This is a genomic window from Mesorhizobium sp. P3_A10 (genome assembly GCF_056403175.1).
Genome location: NZ_JBFUFZ010000006.1, coordinates 292,263 through 306,577 on the forward strand (window position 1 = coordinate 292,263; position 14,315 = coordinate 306,577).

Consider the following 14,315-nt stretch of genomic DNA (forward strand, 5'->3'; position numbering starts at 1 on the left):
ACGCGCTTTAGCGGAATCTTCTCGGATGCGAAAGTGGCGTTCAGCCATGGCCGATTGCGCCAACCCTGATTTCAAGCCTCGGGATAAGACTCGATCCTGTCTTCTTCGCCACCGAAGCCGTGCATATAGAACGCCCATTGCAGGCCGATGACGGCGCCTTTGACCGGTTGCAGCAGCGCCAGCGCCAAAAGAATGGTCAGCGGCACCCAGATGGCGATGTGCTGCCAGAGGGACAACGTGGACGTCGCCTCGACGCCCATGAAGGCGCCAAGCACGATGTGGCCGACGATGACGATGACGAGATAGGCGGGCAGGTCGTCGGCGCGGTGGTGATGAAGGTCCTCGCCGCAGACTTCACATTTGTCGACGGTCTTGGTGAAGGCGCGGAACAGTTTTCCCTCGCCGCAATGCGGGCAGCGGCCAAGCAGGCCGCGCTTCATGGCCGTCCACAGCGGGCGGGCGGCCCGGCCGGAATGATGTTCGCCACCGAAGACTTGTTCCAAACCCAGTTCGTTTTGCATCATCGTCTCCTGCCGCGCGAGCCTGGACGCGATTGCGACGCACGGGCGCGGCCCTTGGCCTTGTGAAACGACCGCTTGGAGCCGGGCAGCGGCTTCGGGTCGGTCAGCATCTCGAAGCGCATCGCGCCGGCCATGGGCGCCACTTCGATAAGGCGGACTTCGACGCGGTCGGCAAGCTGATAACCCTTGCCGGTGCGCTCTCCGTAGAGCGATCGGGCCGTCTCGTCGTATATATAGTAATCGCCGCCGAGAGTTGACACCGGGATGAAACCATCTGCGCCAAATTGTGGCAATTGGACAAATAGTCCCGATTTGGTGACGCCCGAAATACGCGCGTCGAACCGATCGTCAATGCGCTCGGCAAGATAGGCGGCAATCAGCCGGTCAACCGTGTCGCGCTCGGCTGCCATGGCGCGGCGCTCGGTGCCGGAGATCAGCACCGACACGTCTTCGAGCCGCGCTTCCTCATCCTGCGTCAGCCCGCCCGGACCAAGGCCAAGGGCAGCAATCAGCCCGCGATGCACGATCAGGTCGGCATAGCGGCGTATCGGCGAGGTGAAATGCGCGTAGCGTTTCAGGTTGAGGCCGAAATGGCCGATGTTCTTGGGCGAATATTCGGCCTGGCTCTGCGAGCGCAGCACCACTTCGTTGACCAGCCCCTCATTGTCGGCACCACGCACGCGCTCCAGAATGCCGTTGAACTGGCTTGGCCGCATCTGCGCGCCGCGCGCCAAGGACAGGCCGAGCGTCTGCAGGAACTCGCGCAGCGATTCCTGCTTGGCCAGCGAAGGCGCGTCATGGACGCGGTAGACCAGCTCCTGTTTTTTTGCCTCCAACGTCTCTGCGGCGGCGACGTTGGCCTGGATCATGAACTCTTCGATCAGCTTGTGGGCGTCGAGCCGTTCCGGGACGATGACACGATCGACGGTGCCGTCCGGCTTGAGCATGATCTTGCGCTCGGGCAAATCGAGATCGAGAGGCTGGCGGCCATCGCGGCCACGCTTCAGGATGGCGTAGGCGTCCCATAGCGGCTTCAGTATGGTGTCGAGGATCGGGCCGGTCTTGTCGTCGGGCGCCCCGTCAATCGCGGCCTGCGCTTGCGGGTAGGCCAGTTTTGCCGCCGACTTCATCATGACGCGGTGGAAGGAGTGCCTGAGCTTGCGGCCTTCGGCGGAAAAAGTCATGCGCACCGCCAGCGCCGGCCGATCCTGGCCTTCGCGCAGCGAACAAAGATCGTTGGAAATGCGCTCGGGCAGCATCGGCACGACGCGGTCGGGGAAATAGACCGAATTGCCGCGCTTCAGCGCCTCGCGGTCGAGTGCCGTGCCATAGCGGACATAGGCGGCGACATCGGCGATGGCGACGGTGGCGATGACGCCGCCGGGGTTCTTCTCATCAAGATCCGGCGTGGCGAACACCGCGTCGTCATGGTCCTTGGCGTCGGCGGGGTCGATGGTGATCAGCGGCAGGTCGCGCCAATCCTCGCGGTGATCCAGCGTCGCGGGCTTCACCGCCTCCGATTCGGCGATGACATCTGACGGAAAGATGTGCGGAATATCATGGGCGTGGATGGCGATCATCGAGACCGCCTTTTCGCTGGTCAGCGACCCCAGCACGTTGAGCACCTTGGCTCTCGGCAGCCCGTAGCGGGAGGCCCGAGCCGGCTCGACCTCGACCAGGTCGCCGTCCTTGGCGCCGTTCTGGAATTCCTTGTCGACGATCAGTTCGGGCTGGCGGCGCTCTACCGGTTCGATGCGAAAGGTGCCGTCCTGAAGCACGCGAAAGATGCCTAGAACGGCGTCGGTGCGCTTCTCGAAGATCTTCATCACCCGCCCGGTATAGGCGGGGCCGGTCGCTTCATTGGTCGGAAAGGTCTTGGCCAGCACGCGATCACCGATGCCCGGTGCCGGGCCATTGCCGCTGCGCGACACACGGATCGAGACGACGGGCGGCTCGCCAGGGCCGACGGCCTCGGCCGGATGCGCCAGCAAGATGCCGTCGCCGTCGCGGCCAAAGATGTCGAGCACGGCGACATGGGGCAGGGCGCCGACGCGGGCGAGCTGCTTGCGCTCCTTGGTCAGCAGGCCCTCGTCCTGCAGGTCGCGCAAGATGTCCTTCAGCCAGATGCGGTCGTCGCCGCGCAGCGCAAACGCCTTGGCGATCTCGCGCTTTCCGGAGCGGTCCGGATTTTCGGCGATGTAGCGCAGGATTTCGTCGCGGGACGGGCGATAGTCGTCCTTGACCTTGGCGCGGGTATCAGCGGTGCGCGGATCGCCGTGGGTTCTACCGGTGATCCTGCGCGCCACGCTGCTTATCCCTTTTTCTTGGCCGCCGGCTTCTTCGCCGCCGCCTTCTTGGTTGCTGTCTTCTTGGCTGCCGGGGCCTTGGCCGCTGCCGCCTTGCGGAAAGGCTTCTTGCCACCGCCGCCCTTGGCTTCCTTCTCGGCAATCAGCGCCAGTGCGTCCTCGATCGTCACCGACTGCGGGTCCTTGCCCTTGGGCAGCGTCGCGTTGACCTTGCCGAAGTTCACGTAAGGCCCGTATTTGCCGTCGCGCACGACGATCTTGCCGCCGCCGTCCGGATGGTCGCCAAGCTCCTTCAGCGCAGCGGCGGTGCCGCCATTGCGGCCGCCCTTGCCCTTTAATTGCTTCTCGGCAATTACCGACACGGCGCGGTTGAGGCCGATCGAAAACACCTCGTCGATGCCTTCGAGATTGGCGTAGGTGCCGTCATGCAGCACGAACGGACCATAGCGCCCCAGGCCGGCTGAGATCATCTTGCCGCTCTCCGGATGCTTGCCGACATCGCGTGGCAGCGACAGCAGAGCGAGCGCCTTTTCGTGGTCGATGGACTCGACCGTCCAGCCCTTGGGCAGGCTGGAGCGCTTGGCTTCCTTGCCGTCGCCGCGCTGCAGATAGGGGCCGAAGCGGCCGCTGCGCAGCGTGATTTCCTCGGCTGTGTACGGATCCTTGCCGATCACCTTGGTGCCGTCCTCGCCGCCGCCATTCTCGCCATTGGGGTTGGCGGCGTCGCCGAGCTGGCGGGTGAACGAGCATTCGGGATAGTTCGAGCAGCCGACAAAGGCGCCGAACTTGCCGAGCTTCAGCGACAGATTGCCGGTGCCGCATTTCGGGCAGATGCGCGGGTTCGAGCCGTCTTCGCGCGCGGGAAACACCAGCGGCGCCAGTTCTTCGTTCAGCGCATCGAGCACGTCGGTGACGCGCAGTTCCTTGATGTCGGCGACGGCGCCGGAAAAATCCTTCCAGAAATCGCGCAGCACGTCCTTCCAGGCGAGCTTGCCGTCGGAAATCTCGTCGAGCTTTTCTTCGAGAGACGCGGTGAAGTCATACTCGACATAGCGCCGGAAGAAGCTTTCGAGGAAGGCCGATAGCAGACGGCCCTTGGCCTGCGGCACCAGCCGCCGCTTGTCGAGGGTGACGTAGTCGCGGTCCTCGAGTGTCTTCAGGATCGCCGTGTAGGTCGACGGACGGCCGATGCCGAGTTCTTCCAGCTTCTTGATCAACGACGCTTCGGAATAGCGCGGCGGCGGTTCGGTGGAGTGCTGGGTGGCGTTGATTGCTTCGCGGGCAAGCTGTTCGCCGGCGCGGATTTCGGGCAGACGGCGGTTTTCCTCGTCTTCCGCATCGTCGTCCTTCTGGTCGGTGTAGGCGGCAATGAAGCCGTCGAAGCGGACGACCGAACCGACGGCGCGAAGCTCGGCGGTGCGGGGGCCGTTGACCGCCTCGATCTCGACCGTGGTGCGCTCGATCTCCGCCGGCTGCATCTGGCTGGAGATGGCGCGCTTCCAGATCAACTCATAGAGCCGCATCTGGTCGGAATCGAGATATTGCCTGACCGAGGCGGGCGTGCGCATGAAATCGGTCGGACGGATCGCCTCGTGGGCTTCCTGGGCGTTCTTGGCCTTGGTGGTGTACTGACGCGGGTTTTCCGGCAGGTATTTGGGGCCGAACTCCTTGACGATGGCGTCGCGCGCAGCGGCGATCGCCTCGGGCGCCATCTGCACGCCGTCGGTTCGCATATAGGTGATCAGACCGGTGGTCTCGCCGCCGATTTCCATGCCTTCATACAGCCGCTGCGCCACTTGCATGGTGCGGCTGGCCGAGAAGCCGAGGCCCGATGACGCCGCCTGCTGCAGCGTCGAGGTGGTGAAGGGCGGACCGGGATTGCGCCTCGTCGGCTTGGCTTCGACCGACAGCGCCTTGAAGGTGGCGCCTTCGAGCATCGCCTTGATGTCGTCGGCCTGCGCCTTGTTGGCAATGTCGAGTTTTTGCAGCTTCTTGCGGTCGAAGGCGGTCAGCCGTGCTTCGAAATTCTCCTTGCGCGGCGTGCCGAGGATGGCGGCGACTTGCCAGTATTCCTCGCGGATGAAGCGCTCGATCTCGGATTCGCGGTCGCAGACGAGGCGCAGCGCCACCGACTGGACGCGGCCGGCGGAGCGGGCGCCCGGTAGCTTGCGCCAGAGCACCGGCGACAGCGTGAAGCCGACGAGATAGTCGAGCGCGCGGCGGGCGAGATAGGCATCGACCAGCGGAGCGTCGATCTGGCGCGGATTGGCCATCGCTTCCAGCACCGACGATTTGGTGATGGCGTTGAAGACGACGCGGCTGACCGGCTTGTCCTTCAGCGCACGCTTCTGCTTCAGCACTTCCAGCACGTGCCAGGAAATCGCCTCGCCCTCGCGATCCGGATCGGTGGCGAGGATCAGGCCATCGGCGTCCTTGACCGCCTTGGCGATGTCGGCGAGGCGCTTGCCCGAGGCCGTGTCGACGGCCCAGGACATGGCGAAATCCTCGTCCGGACGCACCGAGCCATCCTTGGCCGGCAGATCGCGGACGTGACCGAACGAGGCCAGAACCTTATAGTTCTTGCCGAGGTACTTGTTGATTGTCTTTGCCTTGGCCGGCGATTCGACGACGACGACGTCCATGAGGTCTCATATCAGCTGTGGTGCGGCAGAAGAATTCCGCTGCGCGCGACGAAATCTCGTACAATTTGTCGCTCACATGGCCGCGCTTTTGCATCCGGTCAAGGGGAAGCGCCCAAATTGCGGGGATGTCGGCAGCAATACACTCTTAGAGTGTATGGAGAAAATCACAGAATTTTGGGCAAGAGCACTTTGTGTCCCAGGCCCCCCGGGAAACGACTCGGGGGGCCGTCGCTAGCCGGTCGTCACGATAGGCAAAAGGCTGGCCGCCGGAGGGGGCTTGGAGGGGGAATCCGGCAGCCAGCCCTTTTCCCGCCGATGGAGCGGGAATCCAGGTTCGAAAATCAGTCGGCCTTGACGATATGCCAGACCTCGCCGACGCCGTCGCCGGTGACATCGCCGGCCTTCTTGTCCTTGATGAAGGTGTAGACCGGCTTGCCGTCATAGGCCCACATCTTGGTGCCGTCGGTGCGGTCGACGACGCTCCATTCGTCATCCGCCTTGGCGCCGGCCTCGGCCTTCAGCGGCGGCCAGTTGGTGGCGCATTTGTCGTAGCAGTTGGTCTTGCCTTTTTCGTCCTTGTCGTAGGTATAGAGCGTCATGCCGTTGGCATCGGTGTAAATCTTGACGCCTCCGACCTCGGCTTCCTTCCACGCCTCGGCAGCGAAGGATGCGGCGGTGCTGAGCAAAAGCGCGGCCAAGCCTGCTGTTATCGTTTTCATCGGAATCTCCCTGGGTGATCTCGAAGCGCGCGGACAATCGCGGCCTCGTTCTGCAAACGCCGCCCGGCGGCGGTTTCTTCCCGGTCAATCCTGACTTCCTAGTCAATCCCGTCGGGCACGGCGACGACTTGCCACGCGATGGTGATTGGCGGACGGGTACGGTCGCGGCTATATGGCAGCGCAAGGACCAGGAGACGGAAATGGCATTGGACATCGGCTATGTCAGCGCGGTCGGGGCAGGGGCGATCTCGTTCCTGTCGCCTTGCGTGCTGCCGCTGGTGCCGCCTTACCTGTGCTACATGGCCGGCGTCTCGGTCGACGATTTCCGCGGCGACGCCGGCGCCACGGCAAAGGCCGGCGCGCGCGGCGCGCTGCTTTATTCCTCGCTCGCCTTCGTGCTCGGTTTCTCCACGGTGTTCGTGGCGCTCGGCGCCGGCGCTTCGACCATCGGCCATTTGCTGCGCGTCTGGCAGGAGCAACTGGCGATGGCCGCCGGCGTGCTGATCATCCTGATGGGCCTGAATTTCCTCGGCATCCTGCGTATCCCGCTATTGTCGCGCGAGGCGCGGTTTCAGTCACAGGGCAAGCCTGCCAGCCTGATCGCCGCCTATGTCATGGGGCTGGCCTTCGCCTTCGGCTGGACGCCGTGCATCGGCCCGGTGCTGGGGCCGATCCTGACGCTGGCGGGTGGCCGCGAGACCGTGGGCGAGGGCGCATTGCTGCTCGCCGCCTATTCGCTTGGGCTCGGCATTCCGTTCCTGATCGCGGCGCTGTTTTCCGGCGCCTTCATGCGTTTTCTCGGAAAGTTCCGCGTCCATCTCGGCCGTGTCGAAAAGGCCATCGGCGCGCTGCTGGTGGTCGCCGGCGTGTTTTTCCTCACCGGCGGCGTGCAGGCCGCGTCCTACTGGCTGCTGGAGAACTTTCCGGTGCTGGGGCAGCTGGGGTAGGTGTCCGCCTCACCGGAATTTAACCGCATTGGTGCAGCATGGCGCCAGTGCTAGATAGTCCCGATTCCTGATCCCTTTCATACGGTTGCCATCCATGAGCCAGAGATCCTGCCTGTCCGTCATCCTCGCCGCTGGCGAAGGTACGCGCATGAAAAGCGCGCTGCCGAAGGTGCTGCACCCGATCGCCGGCCTGCCGATGGTCGCCCATGTGGTGAAGGCGGCTGAGGCCGCAGGCGCCGGGGATCAGGCGCTGGTGATCGGCCATGGCGCCGACGAGATGCGCAAGGCGGCGCAGAAGTTCGCACCGAAGGCCGAGACGTTCGTCCAGGAAAAGCGGCTTGGCACTGCACACGCCGTGCTGGCGGCGCGCGCTGCGATATCAAGGGGTTATGACGATGTGCTGGTGATGTTCGGCGACACGCCGCTGATCGATCCGGACGCGCTGACCGTGGCGCGGCTGAAGCTGGCGGAAGGTGCGGCCGTTGTCGTGATCGGCTTTCGCACACCCAATCCGACCGGCTACGGCCGGCTGATCGAAAAGGGCGGCAAGTTGGTCGCCATCCGCGAAGAAAAGGACTGCTCCGACGAGGAGCGGACAATAAACTTCTGCAATGGCGGGCTGATGGCGATTGCCGGCAGCCAGGCGCTGAAGCTGCTCGATGCGGTCGGCAACACCAACGCCAAGGGCGAGTATTACCTCACCGACATCGTCGAGATCGCCAGCGGGCAAGGGCTCGACGTCGTCGCCACCGAGGCTAGCTTCGAAAACGCGCTCGGCATCAACAACCGGGCGGAACTCGCCGAAGCCGAAGGCATCTGGCAGGCGCGCCGGCGTCGTGCGGCGATGCTTTCCGGCGTGACGCTGATCGCGCCCGAAACCGTGTACTTCTCGCACGACACCGAGATCGGCGCCGATACCATCGTCGAGCCCAATGTCTGGTTCGGGCTGGGCGTAACGATCGGCACGGCGTCGAGGATCCACGCCTTCAGCCATTTCGAAGGCGCCACCATCGCCTCGCATTGCGAAGTCGGGCCGTTCGCGCGGCTGCGGCCTGGCGCCGATCTCAGGAACAAGGCCAAGGTCGGCAATTTCTGCGAGGTCAAGAAAGCTGTTGTCGAGGAGGGCGCCAAGGTCAATCACCTGACCTATGTCGGAGATGCCCGGGTCGGTGCGGGCGCCAACATCGGTGCCGGCACCATCACCTGCAACTATGACGGCTACTCGAAGTTCTTCACCGATATCGGCGAAGGGGCTTTCATCGGCTCGAATTCCTCACTGGTGGCGCCGCTCACCATTGGCAAGGGCAGCTACATCGCCTCGGGCAGCGTCATCACCGAAAGCGTGCCTGACGACGCGCTGGCTTTTGGCCGTGCCCGCCAGAAGACCATTCCCGGCAAGGGCAAGGAAATACGCGAGCGTTTCGCTTCGGTCGCGGCGGCGAAGAAAAAGGCTGCCGGGTGAGAGGCGTTAGCCGGAAATCTTCGCGTCTTTGCCAAAAGCGGCTGTCACTTCGATCTTGCCGACGATGGCCTCGTTGAATACAGCGAGATCTTCGGCCGGGATCCAGTATTCCAGATGCGCCTTGCTGCCGGCATGCTCGACGCGGTAGCGGTCGAGAAAGCTCTTGAGGACATCGAAGCGGGTGACGAATCCCGAGCCGCTGGCCGGCACGTTCCAGTCGCGGGCGATCTGCACCGCATTTGCTTCGGTCGTCACGGGATAGAAAATGGGCTGCTCGGGCAGGCGCGGTGGAAACGCCTGCATGCCCGAGGCCTCGATCAGTTCCAGTTCCTGTGGGCCGACAGGACGCCAGAGTGTTACGATGTGCTTGCTTTCGCTCATGGCCGGGTTACTAGCCAAATATCTCTGTGGTGAAAACCATCGTCTCAGGTCGATCGCCAGAAAAAACTGAACGATTGCAGTAACCGGATTGCAAGAGCAGTCTGGCATGGTGCATCGGTGCAGAAGCGTTCCGGCTGATACGGGACGAAACGCAATGTGACTTTCGCGGCAGGCCGGCCATCCCTAAATAGCGCTGGGTTTTCTGCAGGGAATCGGGGGCAAGCAGCCATGTGCGGTATCGTTGGGATTGTCGGCCACTCGCAGGTGGCGCCGCTCATCGTCGATGCGCTGAAGCGGCTCGAGTACCGGGGCTATGACTCTGCCGGTGTCGCCACCATCGAGCATGGCCAGCTCGGCCGCCGCCGCGCCGAAGGCAAGCTGATCAACCTCGAGCGTCGGCTCAAGGACGAGCCGCTCGATGGCACGATCGGCATCGGCCACACGCGCTGGGCGACGCATGGCGTGCCCAACGAGACCAATGCACACCCGCATTTTTCCGACGGCGTCGCCATCGTCCACAACGGCATCATCGAGAATTTCGCCGAACTGCGCGAGGAGCTGATCCGCGACGGCTATTCTTTCGCGTCACAGACCGACACCGAGGTGGTGGCGCATCTGGTGGCGCGCGAGCTGGCCAAAGGGCTGAAACCGGTCGAGGCCGCGCATCAGGCGTTGAAGCGGCTGGAAGGCGCCTTTGCGCTCGCCATCATGTTCAGGGGCGACGAAGACCTGATCGTCGGCGCCCGCAACGGCCCGCCTTTGGCCGTCGGCCATGGTGACGGCGAAATGTTTCTCGGTTCCGACGCCATCGCGCTCGCCCCGTTCACCAATTCGATCACCTATCTGGAAGACGGCGACTGGGCGGTGGTGCGCCGCGGCGGCGTCGCCATCTTCGACATGGATGGCAAAGAGGTCGAGCGGAAGCGACAGCAGTCGCTGTCGACCAGCTTCATGGTCGACAAGGGCAACCGGCGCCATTTCATGGAAAAGGAGATCCATGAACAGCCCGAAGTGATCTCGCACACGCTGGCGCATTATGTGGATTTCGTCGGCGGGGTCTCGAAGCCGCTCGACCTGCCGTTCGACTTTGCCAAGATCGGCCGGCTGGCGATCTCGGCCTGCGGCACCGCCTATCTTGCCGGGCTGATCAGCAAATACTGGTTCGAGCGCTATGCGCGGCTGCCGGTCGACATCGATGTCGCCTCCGAATTCCGCTACCGCGAGATGCCGCTGTCGGCGAATGACGCCGCCTTCTTCATCTCGCAATCGGGCGAAACCGCCGACACGCTGGCCTCGCTGCGCTATTGCCGCAAGGCGGGCATGAAGATCGGCGCCATCGTCAATGTGCGGGAATCGACCATGGCGCGCGAATCCGACGTCGTGCTGCCGACACTCGCCGGCCCCGAGATCGGCGTTGCCTCGACCAAGGCTTTCACCTGCCAGCTCTCCGTGCTGGCATCGCTTGCCGTGCGGGCCGGCGTGGCCCGCGGCACGATCTCGAAGGAGCAGGAGAAAATCCTGGTGCGCGAACTCTCGGAAGCGCCGCGCTATGCCAACCAGGTGCTGAAACTCGAGGCGCAGATCGAACGGATCGCGCGCGAACTGTCGCGCTACTCCGACGTGCTCTATCTCGGCCGCGACACCAATTTCCCGCTGGCCATGGAAGGCGCGCTAAAACTCAAGGAAATCTCCTATATTCACGCCGAGGGCTATGCCGCCGGCGAGTTGAAGCATGGGCCGATTGCGCTGATCGACGAGAACATGCCGGTCATCGTCATCGCCCCGCATGACCGCATTTTTGAAAAAACCGTGTCGAACATGCAGGAAGTGGCGGCGCGCGGCGGCAAGATCATCCTTATCACCGACGCCAAGGGTGCGGCCCAGGCCAGCGTGAAGACGATGGAGACGATCATCCTGCCCGACGTGCCGGAAATCATCTCGCCGATCATCTATGCGCTGCCGATCCAGATGCTGGCCTATTTCGCCGCCGTGTTCATGGGCACGGATGTCGACCAGCCGCGCAACCTGGCGAAATCGGTGACGGTGGAATAGGCGTTCTTTAAAAACTTCGCAGTTCCAAAGCGCTTTACGGTTCACTAGTGTTGCGGTGCAACCCGCGCCCCCGGTGACCCATGTCCGACGCCCCACGAACCTCCGGCATGACCCGGTTGAGGAATTATTTCCTGACGGGCTTTGTCGTCTGCGCACCGCTGGCGATCACCGCCTATATCGCCTGGTCCGTGGTCGGCTGGGTCGATTCCTGGGTAAAGCCCTATATTCCGGCACGCTACAGCCCGGACACCTATCTGCCGTTCCAGGTTCCGGGTTTTGGGCTGATCGTGGCGTTGTTCCTGATCACGATGATCGGTTTCCTCACCGCCAACATCGTCGGCCGCGCCATCGTCAATTTCGGCGAACGCCTGCTTGGCCGCATGCCGCTGGTGCGCGGCATCTATGGCTCGCTGAAGCAGATCTTTGAGACCGTGCTGTCGAACAAGGGTGACATGTTCCGCCAGGTCGGGCTGGTCGAATATCCGCGCAAGGGTGTCTGGTCGCTGGTTTTCGTCGCCAGCGAGAAAGAGACCGAGATCAACCAGAAGCTCGATCAGGAAGGCGACCCGCTGATCGCGGTGTTCATGCCGTGCACGCCCAACCCGACCACCGGCTTCCTGATGTATGTGCCGAAATCCGACATCGTGCTGCTCGACATGACGATCGAGGACGGCGCCAAGCTGATCGTCTCTGCCGGGCTGGTGGCGCCGGAGGTCAACGCCAAATTGGTGACGCTGAACGGCGAGCAGATCGATGGAGATCTCGCCAACCCGCCAATCGGCGCTCTGTCTCAGCCGGCGCGCAGGAGCCGGACGGCTTCGTCGCGGCCGAACAGGTAAAGCAACAGCCGCAGGGCTTCGCCGCGCTCGGACTGCAGTTCCGGATCGCGCGACAGGACCAGCCTGGCGTCGTCACGGGCGGCTTCCAGCAGGTCGGCATGCACTTCCAGGCGCGCCACCTGGAAGCCCGGCGTGCCGGATTGGCGGGTGCCCAGCAACTCGCCTTCGCCGCGCAGTTTCAGGTCCTCTTCGGCTATGCGGAAGCCATCCTCGGTCTCGCGCATCACCGACAGGCGGCGCTTTGCCGTCTCGCCGAGCGGGTCCTTGTAGAGCAGCACGCAGGAGGAGGGCTTGTCGCCGCGCCCGACCCGGCCGCGCAGCTGGTGTAGTTGCGCAAGGCCAAAGCGCTCGGCATGTTCGATGACCATGATCGTGGCGTCGGGCACATCGACGCCGACCTCGATGACGGTGGTGGCGATCAGGATGCGGGTTTCGCCGACCTTGAAGGCGCGCATCGCTTCGTCTTTTTCGGCGCCTTTCATGCGGCCGTGGACAAGACCGATGCGGTCGCCGAACAAGGGCGCCAGCGAGGCAAAGCGGTCCTCGGCCGACATCAGCTTGATCTCTTCAGATTCCTCGACCAGCGGACAGATCCAGTAGATCTTCTGGCCGTCAGCGACAGCGTCGAGCATGCGGCCAACCAGTTCGTCGAGCCGCTCGAGCGGTAAAGTGACGGTGCGGATCGGCTGGCGGCCGGCCGGTTTTTCCGTCAGCTTCGACACGTCCATGTCGCCGAAGGCGGTCAGCACCAGCGTGCGCGGGATCGGCGTTGCCGTCATCACCAGCATGTCAGGCGCGTCGCCCTTGGCGGTGATGGCAAGCCGCTGGTGGACGCCGAAGCGGTGTTGTTCGTCGACGACGGCGAAGACGAGGTCGTGGTAGGTCACCGTCTCCTGGAACAGCGCATGGGTGCCGACGACAATGTCGATGTCGCCGCTGGCCAGACCGGCCAGCGTGTCTGTGCGTTCCCGGCCTTTCTCGCGGCCGGTGAGGATGGCGATGCGCAGGCCGGCTTGTTCCGCCAGCGGCGTGATGGTGGCAAGATGCTGGCGTGCCAGGATTTCGGTCGGCGCCATCAAGGCGGCCTGGCCGCCGGCTTCGACAGCGCGCGCCATGGCCAGCAACGCCACCACCGTCTTGCCGGAGCCGACATCGCCTTGCAGCAGCCGCAGCATGCGTTCGGGAGCGCCGAGGTCGGCGTTGATCTCGGCCAGGGCGAATTCCTGGCTTGATGTCAGCGAATAGGGCAGGGCCGCACGCAGTTTTTCGACGATGCGACCGTCGCCGACCAGCGGCCGCCCCGACAGGCGACGGACCTTTGCCCGCACCAGCGCCAGCGACACCTGGCCGGCCAAAAGCTCGTCATAGGCGAGACGCCGCCAGGCCGCGCCGTCGACGGAGACATCGATGGGGTCAGCCGGGTTGTGGATGCGGGTGAGTGCGTCAGCAAAGGGCGGGAAGGTGCGGCGGCGCAGGAATTCGGCGTCCTGCCATTCCGGCAGCACCGGCAGCCGGGCGAGCGCCTGGCCGATGGCGCGGCGCAGCACTTTTCCCGATAGCCCGGCGGTGAGCGGGTAGACCGGTTCGACCAGCGGCAGGTTCTCGGCGTCGCCGGCCAGCGCGATATGGTCGGGATGGACCATGGTCGGGCGGCCGTTGAACCATTCCATGCGGCCGGAGACCACGACATGTTCGCCCACGGGCATGGCCTTTTCGAGATAGGCTGCATGGGCATGGAAGAAGGTCAGCCCGATCTCGCCGGTGTCGTCATGGGCGTAGACCCGGTACGGCACCGACCGGTTGCCACGTGGCGGTGGCTGATGGCGGTCGATGCGCACCTCGAGGGTGACAATGGCGCCCTCGGCGGCAAGTGCGATGCCCGGCCGGTTGCGGCGGTCGATCACCGTGTGCGGCAGCACGAACAACAGGTCACCGGCGCGCGCGGCACGGTCGCCGAGATCGGCCGGCACGATTTTCTCGATCAGCGTGCCAACCTTCGGCCCGACGCCAGCGAGCGAAGTGATCGGGACAAACAGCGGATCGAGGATGGAAGGACGCATGATGTCAGCTTATGTCGCGACAGCCGCGGCGCAAGGCTGACACCGTCCTCTATCCACGCTATATGCGCCGTTCAAGACCCAGGATCCGTACGATGACCGGAACGACTCGATCAAGCGAAGGGCTCGACGCCCGCCGCCGCAAGCTTTTGTTCCGCTCCTGGCATCGCGGCATGCGCGAGATGGATCTTATCCTCGGCAGCTTCGCCGATGCCGAGATCGGCGCCTTGACCGATGACGAAATCGACCAATATGAGGGGCTCCTCGACATTCCCGACACCGAATTCCTGCCCATGGTCACCGGCGAGCGCCCGGTTCCCCTCGAAATCGACTGTGCGGTCCTGCAAAAGATCCTGGCGTCCCGCCGCTCCATGACATTCTGAACGTGT

Annotated in this window: 11 protein-coding genes; 5 read left to right on the forward strand and 6 right to left on the reverse strand. The window is 64.0% G+C overall.

Annotated elements, in window-relative coordinates; translation table 11 throughout:
• Window positions 1-71 precede the first annotated feature (71 nt).
• The 4 genes from AC1DXU_RS23085 to AC1DXU_RS23100 form a co-directional block, all read right to left on the reverse strand.
• Window positions 72-521: a DUF983 domain-containing protein gene (locus AC1DXU_RS23085; protein ID WP_477372700.1), complete on the reverse strand. Its 450-nt coding sequence runs from the start codon at window positions 519-521 to the stop codon at window positions 72-74.
• The gene (gene rnr, locus AC1DXU_RS23090) at window positions 521-2,827 is read right to left on the reverse strand and encodes a ribonuclease R (RefSeq protein ID WP_477372702.1); all 2,307 of its coding nucleotides are present in this window, start codon (window positions 2,825-2,827) and stop codon (window positions 521-523) included. The genes AC1DXU_RS23085 and rnr overlap by 1 nt, the downstream gene beginning before the upstream one ends.
• Window positions 2,828-2,832: 5 nt before the next feature.
• The gene (topA, locus tag AC1DXU_RS23095; RefSeq protein WP_477314222.1) at window positions 2,833-5,469 is read right to left on the reverse strand and encodes a type I DNA topoisomerase; all 2,637 of its coding nucleotides are present in this window, start codon (window positions 5,467-5,469) and stop codon (window positions 2,833-2,835) included.
• A 341-nt stretch (window positions 5,470-5,810) separates the two neighbouring features.
• Window positions 5,811-6,188 carry a COG4315 family predicted lipoprotein gene (locus tag AC1DXU_RS23100; RefSeq protein WP_477372704.1) on the reverse strand — a complete coding sequence of 126 codons (378 nt, stop codon included), beginning with the start codon at window positions 6,186-6,188 and terminating at the stop codon, window positions 5,811-5,813.
• A gap of 200 nt (window positions 6,189-6,388) precedes the next feature.
• Between AC1DXU_RS23100 and AC1DXU_RS23105 the strand changes: the two genes are divergently transcribed.
• On the forward strand, window positions 6,389-7,135 hold the full coding sequence (locus AC1DXU_RS23105) for a cytochrome c biogenesis CcdA family protein (protein ID WP_477372706.1): 747 nt from the start codon (window positions 6,389-6,391) through the stop codon (window positions 7,133-7,135).
• A 94-nt stretch (window positions 7,136-7,229) separates the two neighbouring features.
• Entirely contained in the window at window positions 7,230-8,597 is a 1,368-nt protein-coding gene (gene glmU, locus AC1DXU_RS23110) for a bifunctional UDP-N-acetylglucosamine diphosphorylase/glucosamine-1-phosphate N-acetyltransferase GlmU (RefSeq protein ID WP_477372708.1), read from the forward strand.
• Window positions 8,598-8,603: 6 nt separating this feature from the next.
• Here the strand turns inward: glmU and AC1DXU_RS23115 are convergent, their stop codons facing one another.
• Complete coding sequence (locus AC1DXU_RS23115; protein ID WP_477372710.1) at window positions 8,604-8,978, reverse strand: ADP-ribosylation/crystallin J1; 375 nt, start codon at window positions 8,976-8,978, stop codon at window positions 8,604-8,606.
• A 228-nt stretch (window positions 8,979-9,206) separates the two neighbouring features.
• On the opposite strand from AC1DXU_RS23115, the gene glmS reads away from it, so the two are divergent.
• Both glmS and AC1DXU_RS23125 read left to right on the forward strand, forming a co-directional pair.
• Window positions 9,207-11,030, forward strand: a complete 1,824-nt coding sequence (glmS, locus tag AC1DXU_RS23120) for a glutamine--fructose-6-phosphate transaminase (isomerizing) (RefSeq protein ID WP_477372712.1) — start codon at window positions 9,207-9,209, stop codon at window positions 11,028-11,030.
• An 80-nt stretch (window positions 11,031-11,110) separates the two neighbouring features.
• Window positions 11,111-11,869 (forward strand): DUF502 domain-containing protein, encoded by a 759-nt coding sequence (locus AC1DXU_RS23125; protein ID WP_477372714.1) that lies wholly within the window; start codon window positions 11,111-11,113, stop codon window positions 11,867-11,869.
• On the opposite strand, the gene recG is transcribed toward AC1DXU_RS23125, so the two are convergent.
• A complete protein-coding gene (gene recG / locus AC1DXU_RS23130) occupies window positions 11,821-13,929 on the reverse strand; it encodes an ATP-dependent DNA helicase RecG (protein WP_477372716.1) in 2,109 nt (702 codons plus the stop codon). The genes AC1DXU_RS23125 and recG overlap by 49 nt on opposite strands.
• Window positions 13,930-14,021: 92 nt before the next feature.
• Between recG and AC1DXU_RS23135 the strand changes: the two genes are divergently transcribed.
• A complete protein-coding gene (locus AC1DXU_RS23135) occupies window positions 14,022-14,309 on the forward strand; it encodes an FAD assembly factor SdhE (protein ID WP_477372718.1) in 288 nt (95 codons plus the stop codon).
• Window positions 14,310-14,315: the final 6 nt, after the last annotated feature.

Bases quoted from the DNA above. Each gene is read 5' to 3' on its own strand.
- glmS (WP_477372712.1), top strand. From the start codon at position 9,207: ATGTGCGGTATCGTTGGGATTGTCGGCCACTCGCAGGTGGCGCCGCTC.
- AC1DXU_RS23085 (WP_477372700.1), bottom strand. From the start codon at position 521: ATGCAAAACGAACTGGGTTTGGAACAAGTCTTCGGTGGCGAACATCAT.
- topA (WP_477314222.1), bottom strand. From the start codon at position 5,469: ATGGACGTCGTCGTCGTCGAATCGCCGGCCAAGGCAAAGACAATCAAC.
- AC1DXU_RS23105 (WP_477372706.1), top strand. From the start codon at position 6,389: ATGGCATTGGACATCGGCTATGTCAGCGCGGTCGGGGCAGGGGCGATC.
- AC1DXU_RS23100 (WP_477372704.1), bottom strand. From the start codon at position 6,188: ATGAAAACGATAACAGCAGGCTTGGCCGCGCTTTTGCTCAGCACCGCC.
- AC1DXU_RS23115 (WP_477372710.1), bottom strand. From the start codon at position 8,978: ATGAGCGAAAGCAAGCACATCGTAACACTCTGGCGTCCTGTCGGCCCA.
- recG (WP_477372716.1), bottom strand. From the start codon at position 13,929: ATGCGTCCTTCCATCCTCGATCCGCTGTTTGTCCCGATCACTTCGCTC.
- glmU (WP_477372708.1), top strand. From the start codon at position 7,230: ATGAGCCAGAGATCCTGCCTGTCCGTCATCCTCGCCGCTGGCGAAGGT.
- AC1DXU_RS23135 (WP_477372718.1), top strand. From the start codon at position 14,022: ATGACCGGAACGACTCGATCAAGCGAAGGGCTCGACGCCCGCCGCCGC.
- AC1DXU_RS23125 (WP_477372714.1), top strand. From the start codon at position 11,111: ATGTCCGACGCCCCACGAACCTCCGGCATGACCCGGTTGAGGAATTAT.